Below are 8,531 nucleotides of genomic sequence, written 5' to 3' on the forward strand. Positions count from 1 at the left end.
TCCGCCCCCTCGGGCAGTCCGTTCCCAGGCCGACGTGCAGGGGCTCGCGGCTGCCCTGCTGTCGTTGCGGTTCGGTAACGCCGCTGTGGTCTCTTGACCCCTGTGTGACGCCGGACATAGTGTCCCGCCTGACGTACTTCTGTTCAGTGTTGAGCATAAGTCTGGAGTGGTGGCATGACCGGCGTCCTGTTCGCCCGGCACGGGGTCCCTGCGTGAGCACTCCGTCGGCGACGCCGCTGCTGGAGATGCACGGCATCGTCAAGCAGTTCCCCGGCGTCCGCGCCCTCGACGGCGTCGACCTCGACGTCCGGGCCGGTGAGGTGCACTGCCTGCTCGGCCAGAACGGCGCGGGCAAGTCCACCCTGATCAAGGTGCTCGCCGGCGCGCACCAGCCCGACGAGGGCCGGATCACCTGGGACGGCGCCCCGGTCACCCTGGGCGATCCGCAGGCGGCCATGTCGCTGGGCATCGCCACCATCTACCAGGAGCTGGACCTGGTGGCCGGGCTGTCCGTCGCCGACAACGTGTTCCTGGGCCGGGAGCGGTCCCGCCTGGGGATCACCCGACCCGCCCAGGCCAACCGGGCCGCCGGGGAGCTGCTGGCCCGGCTGGGACACCCGGAGATCCGGCCCACCGCCGAGGTCGGCTCGCTGTCGGCAGCCGCGCAGCAGATGGTCAGCATGGCCCGGGCGCTGTCCCAGGACGCGCGGCTGATCGTGATGGACGAGCCGTCGGCCGTGCTGGACAGCGAGGAGGTCGAGCACCTCTTCCAGGTCATCCGCGACCTCACCGCCGACGGGGTCGCCGTCGTCTACATCTCCCACCGGCTGGAGGAGATCCGCGAGGTCGGCGACCGGATCACCGTGCTCAAGGACGGCCGGACGGTGGCCACCGGGCTGCCGGCGGCCGACACCTCGACCCGGGAGGTCATCACGCTGATGACCGGCCGGACGATCGAGTACGTCTTCCCCACCCGCCGCGAGTTCCCCGGCCAGGCCGCCGAACCGGTGCTGCAGGTGCAGGACCTCTCCCTGGCCGGCACGTTCAGCGACGTCTCCTTCGCCGTCCGACCGGGGGAGGTGCTCGGCCTGGCCGGGCTCGTCGGCTCGGGCCGGTCGGAGATCCTCGAGACGGTGTACGGCGCCCGGCGGGCCACCACCGGCACGGTGCAGATCGCCGGACGCCGGCTGCGGCCCGGCAACGTGGCCGCCGCCGTCGACGCGGGGGTCGGGCTGGCGCCGGAGGAGCGCAAGAGCCAGGGCCTGCTGCTGACCGAGCCGATCTACCGCAACATCACGCTGTCCAGCCTGGCCCGGTTCGCCCGCGGTGGCCTGCTGTCCGGGGGAGCGGAGAAACAGGCCGCCCGGGACCAGGCCGAGGCGCTCGACCTGCGGCCGGTCGACGTCGACCGCGAGGTGCGCACGCTGTCCGGCGGCAACCAGCAGAAGGTCGTGCTGGCCCGCTGGCTGCTCCGCGACTGCAAGGTGCTCCTGCTCGACGAGCCCACCCGGGGCGTCGACGTCGGGGCGCGCTCGGAGATCTACGCACTGATCCGGGAGCTGGCCGACCGCGGCGTGGCCGTGGTCGTCGTCTCCAGCGAGATCCCGGAGGTGCTCGGCCTGGCCGACCAGGTGCTGGTGATCGCCGACGGCGCCATCGTCGCCCGCGGTCCGGCCGACGAGCTCGACGAGCACCGCGTGCTCGACCTGGTCATGGAAGGAGCGGCCCCGACCCCGGGCGCCGCACGCGAAGGGGACGTGGCGTGATGAGCGAGACCACCACTGCGACTCCGCCGGCGGGCAGCGCGGCCGGCGCCTCCGACGGCGGGGGCAAGGGGCCGGGCCTGCTGGCCGGCCCGCTGGGCCGGAACCTCGGGCTGGTCGTGGCCCTGCTGGTGCTCTGTGTCGTCGGCGCCATCACCGCGCCCGGACGCTTCGTCGACGTGGACAACGTCCTGACGATCCTGCGGCTGGCCGCCGTCGTCGGCGTGGTCAGCGTCGGGATGACCTTCGTGATCATCGGTGGCGGGATCGACCTGTCGGTGGGCGCGCTGGTCGCGCTCTCCTCGGTCTGGGCGACCACGCTGGCCACCCAGGCGATGGCGGCGGACTTCCACTGGATCGTCATGGTGTTCACCGCGATCGCGGTCGGCGCCGGGGCGGGGTTGATCAACGGGGTCGTCATCGCCTACGGGAAACTGGTCGCCTTCATCGCCACCCTGGCGATGCTCGCGGCCGCCCGGGGCCTGGCGGAGATCATCGCCAACCGGCGGACCCAGATCGTCCAGGACCGCGGCTTCATCGACTTCTTCGGCGGCGACGTCCTCGGCATCCCGACCCTGGTGATCATCTTCGCGCTGGTCGCCGCGGCCGGCTGGGTGCTGCTCAACCGCACCACGTTCGGCCGCCGCACCTTCGCCGTCGGCGGGAACGCCGAGGCCGCCCGGCTGGCCGGCATCCGGGTGCAGCGGCACACCGTGTGGCTCTACGTGCTGTCCGGGGTCACCTGCGGCATCGCCGCAGTGATGCTGATGGCCCGGACGACGACCGGCAGCTCCACCCACGGCACCCTGCTGGAGCTGGACGCGATCGCCGCCGTCGTCATCGGCGGGACCCTGCTGGTCGGGGGGCGCGGCACCATCGTCGGCACCGTGCTGGGCGTGCTGATCTTCACCACGCTGGGCAACGTCTTCACGCTGAACAACCTGTCCAGCTCGGCACAGGCCGTCGCCCGCGGCGTGATCATCGTGCTCGCCGTCCTGCTCCAGCAGCGGCTGGCCCTCGGCGGCGCCCGGCCGCGGAAGAAGGCCCGCGGCGGCGGCTCCAGCGGCGTTGCTGCCCCCGGCAACCCGGCCGGTGCCCAGCCCGGCGGGTCGGCCGCCGACGGCGGGCCGGCCGGTGCCCGCCCCGGCGACTCCGGCGGTCGCCCCCCGCACTGAGCCCGCTGCGGCGGGATCAGCACCGTCGGCCGGCCCGCCCGGCCTCCGGCGCACCACCCGAACCACCCCGAACCCCCGACTCCTGGCTGCGCGGCCAGGGCGGCGATCTGCGAGGAGAGAACATGTCTGCAACGAGGCAGCGTCCGTACGGTCGCCTGCTGACCACCGCCGTCTGCATGGTGGGGGCCGGTGCCCTGGTGGCCGGCTGTACCAGCAACACCCCGGAGAGCTCCGGCTCCGACGAAGGCGGCGGAGACGTCGTCGCCAGCTCCAACGACGAGACCGGCGAGACGGTCCGGATCGGGTTCTCCGCGCCGGCCGCCGACCACGGCTGGATGGCCGGCATCAGCAACGCCGCCCAGGCCGAGGCCGAGCGGTACGAGGACGTCGACCTGGTCATCGCCGAGGGCACCAACGACCCCAGCACCCAGATCTCCCAGGTGGAGACCTTCATCAACGAGGGCGTCGACGCGATCGTGCTGCTGCCCTTCGACGGCGCCGCGCTCACCCCGGTGGCGCTGCGGGCGATGGAGGCCGGCATCCCGGTGATCAACGTCGACCGGGAGTTCTCCAGCCCGTTCGCCGCCCGCGCCACCATCCTGGGCGACAACTACGGCATGGGCGTCTCCGCCGGCACGTACATCTGCTCCCGGCTGGGCGACCAGCCCGACGCCGTCGTCGCCGAGATCGCCGGCATCGACTCGCTCCCGCTGACCCAGGAGCGCAGCCAGGGCTTCGCCGACGCACTGGCCGACTGTGGCCTGGACGTCGACAACCGGGTGGCCGCGGAGTTCACCGTCGAGTCCGGTGAGGAGGCGGCGGCCAACCTGCTGCAGGCCGCACCGCAGATCGACGCGCTGTGGAACCACGACGACGACCAGGGCGTCGGCGTGCTGGCCGCGATCAACAACGCCGGCCGCGACGAGTTCTTCATGGTCGGCGGGGCCGGCTCGGCCAACGCCATGCGGGACATCCAGTCCGGCGAGTCGGTGCTCGAGGCGACCGTCATCTACCCGGCGACCCAGGCCGCCGACGGCATCGCCCTGGCCCGCCTGATCGCCCAGGGCAAGAGCATGTCCGACCTGGTGTCCCAGGAGGTGCCGCGGGAGATCGTGCTGAACGCGCCGGTGGTCACTGCTGAGAACGTCGACCAGTACATCGACGACGCGTTCGAGTCCTGACCGGCTGACCGGTGCCGCCGGTGACCCCTCCGGTCACCGGCGGCACCGGTCCCACCCATGGAGCCTGCGATGACCCTCCCTGCCCGGCCGGCGCTGCGCGTCGGACTGATCGGCCACGCCTTCATGGGCGCGGCGCACTCCCACGCCTGGCGCACCGCGCCGCGCTTCTTCGACCTGCCCCTGACCCCGGAGCTGACCGTGCTGGCCGGCCGGGACCCCGCGGGGGTCGCCGCCGCGGCCGGCCGGCTCGGCTGGGCCGACACCGAGACCGACTGGCGCCGCGTGCTGGATCGGGACGACGTCGACCTGGTCGACATCTGCACCCCCGGGCACACCCACGCCGAGATGGCGATCGCGGCGCTGGCGGCCGGCAAGCACGTGCTGTGCGAGAAGCCGCTGGCCAACTCCGTCGCCGAGGCCGAGGCGATGGCCGAGGCCGCCGAACGGGCCGCCGGCTCCGGCGTGCGGGCGATGGTCGGCTTCACCTACCGGCGGGTGCCGGCCATCACCCTCGCCCGGCAGTTGGTCGCCGACGGGCGGCTGGGCCAGATCCGGCACGTGCGGGCGCAGTACCTGCAGGACTGGATCGCCGACCCCGCGGCGCCGATGTCCTGGCGGCTGGAGAAGGACAAGGCCGGCTCCGGCGCGCTGGGCGACATCGGCGCGCACATCGTCGACCTGACCCAGTTCATCACCGGGCAGACGCTCACCGGCGTCAGCGCGCTGCTGGAGACCTTCGTCAGCAAGCGGCCGCTGCCGGCCAGCAGCGGGAAGCTCGGCGGGGTCGGTGGCGAGGGGATGGGGGAGGTGACCGTCGACGACGCCGCCGTCTTCCTGGGCCGGTTCACCGGGGGAGCGCTCGGCACGTTCGAGGCCACCCGCTTCGCCCTCGGCCGGAAGAACGCCATCCGGATCGAGGTGAACGGCTCGGCCGGCAGCCTGGCCTTCGACTTCGAGGACATGAACGTCCTGCACTTCTTCGACGGCGGCGAACCGGCCACGACGGCCGGCTTCCGGCGGATCGTGGTCACCGAGCCCGAGCACCCCTACGTCGGGGCCTGGTGGCCGGCCGGGCACGGGCTGGGCTACGAGCACGGCTTCATCCACCAGGTCGTCGACCTGGTCACCGCGCTGGCCGCCGGGGAGCAACCCACACCGTCGTTCGCCGACGGCCTGCAGGTGCAGCGGGTGCTGGCCGCCGTGGAACGCAGCGCCGCCGACAACTCCGCCTTCACCGAGATCTAGGAGCTCCGCCATGCCCCGCCCCGTCACCCTGTTCACCGGCCAGTGGGCCGACCTGCCGTTCGAGGAGGTGTGCCGGCTGGCCTCCGGGTGGGGCTACGACGGCCTGGAGATCGCCTGCTGGGGCGACCACCTCGACGTCGTCCGGGCCGCCGAGGACCCGGCTTACGTCAAGGAGCGGCTGGACCTGCTCGACCGGCACGGCCTGTCGGTGTTCGCGATCTCCAACCACCTCAATGGCCAGGCGGTCTGCGACGACCCGATCGACGAGCGGCACCGCGGCATGGTGAACGCCCGGGTGTGGGGCGACGGCGATCCCGAGGGCGTGCGGCAGCGGGCGGCGGAGGAGATGAAGGCGACCGCGCGGGCGGCCCGGGCGCTGGGCGTCGACGTCGTCGTCGGGTTCACCGGGTCGAAGATCTGGAAGACCGTGGCGATGTTCCCGCCGGTGCCCGAGTCGATGATCGACGAGGGGTACGCCGACTTCGCCGCCCGCTGGAACCCGATCCTGGACGTGTTCGACGAGGTCGGCGTGAAGTTCGCGCACGAGGTGCACCCGTCGGAGATCGCCTACGACCACTGGACGACGGTGCGCACCCTGGAGGCGATCGGCCACCGCGAGGCGTTCGGGCTGAACTGGGACCCCAGCCACTTCGTCTGGCAGGACCTGGACCCGGTCGGCTTCCTCTGGGACTTCAAGGACCGGATCTACCACGTCGACTGCAAGGACGCGAAGAAGCAGGTCGGCAACGGGCGCAACGGCCGGATGGGGTCGCACCTCCCGTGGGCCGACCCGCGGCGCGGCTGGGACTTCGTCTCCACCGGGCACGGCGACGTCCCGTGGGAGGCCTGCTTCCGGATGCTCAACACCATCGGCTACGCCGGCCCCATCTCCGTGGAGTGGGAGGACGCCGGGATGGACCGGCTGGTCGGGGCGCCCGAGGCGCTGGAGTTCGTCCGCCGGCTGGCGTTCGACCCGCCGTCCGCGGCCTTCGACGCAGCCTTCTCCAGCGGGAACTGAGGACGGCACCCCACCGGTGCCCGCGCACGGGGGCGGGCACCGGATGGGGCGTTCGCCCGATGTGCCGTCCCGTCCTCGGCGAGCACCCTCGGCTGCACCACACCGAGGGAGGACCCGATGACCGCCACCGTCAGCGACACCGAGCTCAAGGCACGCCACCGCGCCATGTGGGCCACCGGGGACTACCCCCGGATGGTCGACACCTTCCTGACCCCACTCGGGCCCCGGCTGGTCGACGCCTGTCAGCTGACCGCCGGGGACCGGGTGCTCGACGTCGCCGCCGGCACCGGCAACGCGTCCCTGCCCGCGGCCGCCCGCGGGGCCCGGGTCACCGCCAGCGACCTCACCCCCGAGCTGCTCGCCGACGGCCGCCGGCGGGCCGAGGCCGCCGGGCTGCACCTGGAGTGGACGGAGGCCGACGCCGAGCACCTGCCCTTCGACGACGCCTCCTACGACGTCGTGATGTCCGCGATCGGCGTCATGTTCGCCCCGCACCACCAGGAGTCGGCCGACGAGCTGGTCCGCGTCTGCCGGCCCGGCGGCCGCATCGGCCTGCTCTGCTGGACGCCCGACGGCATGCTCGGCGCGCTCTTCGCCACCATGAAGCCGTTCATGCCACCCCCGCCGCCCGGCGCTCAGCCCCCGCCGCTGTGGGGGAGCGAGGAGCACCTTCGGGGGTTGTTCGGCGGCCGGGTCGAGTGGACGACGCTGGACCGGGACGTCCTCGAGGTCACCGCGTTCCCGGAGGTGCACGGTTACGGCCGGCACTTCACCAGCTGCTACGGCCCGACGATCGCGGCGCGGGCCAACGCGGCCAGGAACGGGCTGGAGCAGGAGTTCGACGCCGCACTGGACGCCTTCTGCGAGGAGTGGGACCGCGGCGCACCGGGCGCGGCCCGCTACGAGATGCAGTACCTGCTCGCCGTGGGCACCCGGCGCTGAGCACGTAGAGGGTCCTCACCGGGCCCCGTGCGTGGGACGCTCGTCGGGTGCCGGGGTCCGGCGGGGCTGCGCTGCTGGGGGCAGGCAGGCAGGCGCTGGAACGGGCGGACTGGGAGTCCGCCCGCTCCGCGTTCGCCGCTGCCCTCGGCGCGGGTGGTGCGGCCGACGCCCGCGACGGGCTGGCCGAGGCCCAGTGGTTCCTCGGCCGGGTCCCCGAGGCGATCGCCTTGCGCGAGCAGGTGTTCGAGGAGCACGTGCGTGCCGGGCGCTGTGCCGAGGCCGCCCGGAGTGCGGTGTGGGTCGCCCACCAGCACCTGCTGAGCGGCCGCGGCTCCGCGGCCCGCGGCTGGCTGGCCCGGTCCGAGCGGGTCATGGCCGGTCAGCCGCTCTGCGCCGGGCACGGCTGGGTGGCGGTCGAGGCCGCCCGGCAGGCGGCGACGGTGGCCGAGCAGGCCACTGCTGCGGCGCACGCCCTCGAGGTCGCCCGGGCCATCGGGGACGGCGACCTGGAGGTGCTCGCGATCAGCCTGCTCGGGTGCGCCGAGGTGCGGGCCGGGCGCTGGGGGCCCGGGCTGCGACTGCTCGAGGAGGCCATGGCGGCCGCGACGGCCGGCCGGGTGACCGACCTGCACACGCTGGGTGAGGCCTACTGCAACCTGGTGCTCGGCTGCTCCTGCGCCGGGGAGTGGACCCAGGCCGCCGAGTGGTGCGAGCACGTGGAGTCCTTCGCCCGTGGCTCGGCGATCAAGCCGCTGTTCGGTGCCTGTCGCACGGTGCACGCCGACCTGCTGATCGCCGGCGGCCGGTGGGCCGACGGGGAGGCGGCCCTGCAGGAGGCGCTGGCCGTGGACGCCGAGCAGCTGCCGGAGGTGAGCGCCCCGACGGTCGCCTCGCTGGCCGAGCTGCGGGTCCAGCAGGGGCGGCTGCGCGAGGCCGCGCAACTCCTTGCCGGCCGGGAGGAGCACCCGGCGGTGCTGCGCGCGCTGGCGCTGCTGCGGCTGGCCGACGGGCACCCGCGGCAGGCGGCCGTCCTGCTGGAGCGCGGCCTGCGGGCGGCTCCGGACGACGCGGTCTCGGCCGGCGGCCTGCTGTCCCCGCTGGTGCACGCCCGGCTCGCCCTCGGCGACGTGCCGGGTGCCCGGACGGCGGCCGACGAGCTCGCGACGCTGGGTGCGGCGACCGGCATCCGGCTGCTGGCGGCCCGGGC

At 73.8% G+C, this 8,531-nt stretch carries 7 protein-coding genes; all 7 read left to right on the forward strand.

Going from position 1 to position 8,531, the window contains the following annotated elements; genetic code table 11:
* Window positions 1-212 precede the first annotated feature (212 nt).
* Complete coding sequence (locus tag IN07_RS06665) at window positions 213-1,766, forward strand: sugar ABC transporter ATP-binding protein (RefSeq protein WP_231558028.1); 1,554 nt, start codon at window positions 213-215, stop codon at window positions 1,764-1,766.
* Complete coding sequence (locus IN07_RS06670; RefSeq protein ID WP_036334521.1) at window positions 1,766-2,938, forward strand: ABC transporter permease; 1,173 nt, start codon at window positions 1,766-1,768, stop codon at window positions 2,936-2,938. The genes IN07_RS06665 and IN07_RS06670 overlap by 1 nt, the downstream gene beginning before the upstream one ends.
* Window positions 2,939-3,060: 122 nt before the next feature.
* Window positions 3,061-4,119: a substrate-binding domain-containing protein gene (locus IN07_RS06675; protein WP_036334522.1), complete on the forward strand. Its 1,059-nt coding sequence runs from the start codon at window positions 3,061-3,063 to the stop codon at window positions 4,117-4,119.
* A 69-nt stretch (window positions 4,120-4,188) separates the two neighbouring features.
* A complete protein-coding gene (locus IN07_RS06680) occupies window positions 4,189-5,364 on the forward strand; it encodes a Gfo/Idh/MocA family protein (RefSeq protein WP_036334524.1) in 1,176 nt (391 codons plus the stop codon).
* A 10-nt stretch (window positions 5,365-5,374) separates the two neighbouring features.
* Window positions 5,375-6,382 carry a sugar phosphate isomerase/epimerase family protein gene (locus IN07_RS06685; RefSeq protein ID WP_036334526.1) on the forward strand — a complete coding sequence of 336 codons (1,008 nt, stop codon included), beginning with the start codon at window positions 5,375-5,377 and terminating at the stop codon, window positions 6,380-6,382.
* Window positions 6,383-6,499: 117 nt separating this feature from the next.
* Window positions 6,500-7,324, forward strand: a complete 825-nt coding sequence (locus IN07_RS06690) for a class I SAM-dependent methyltransferase (RefSeq protein ID WP_036334527.1) — start codon at window positions 6,500-6,502, stop codon at window positions 7,322-7,324.
* Window positions 7,325-7,371: 47 nt separating this feature from the next.
* Window positions 7,372-8,531: tetratricopeptide repeat protein (locus tag IN07_RS06695; RefSeq protein ID WP_036334529.1), on the forward strand; the 1,160-nt coding region annotated here is incomplete at its 3' end.

Source organism: Modestobacter caceresii (genome assembly GCF_000761485.1).
GTDB lineage: Bacteria > Actinomycetota > Actinomycetes > Mycobacteriales > Geodermatophilaceae > Modestobacter > Modestobacter caceresii.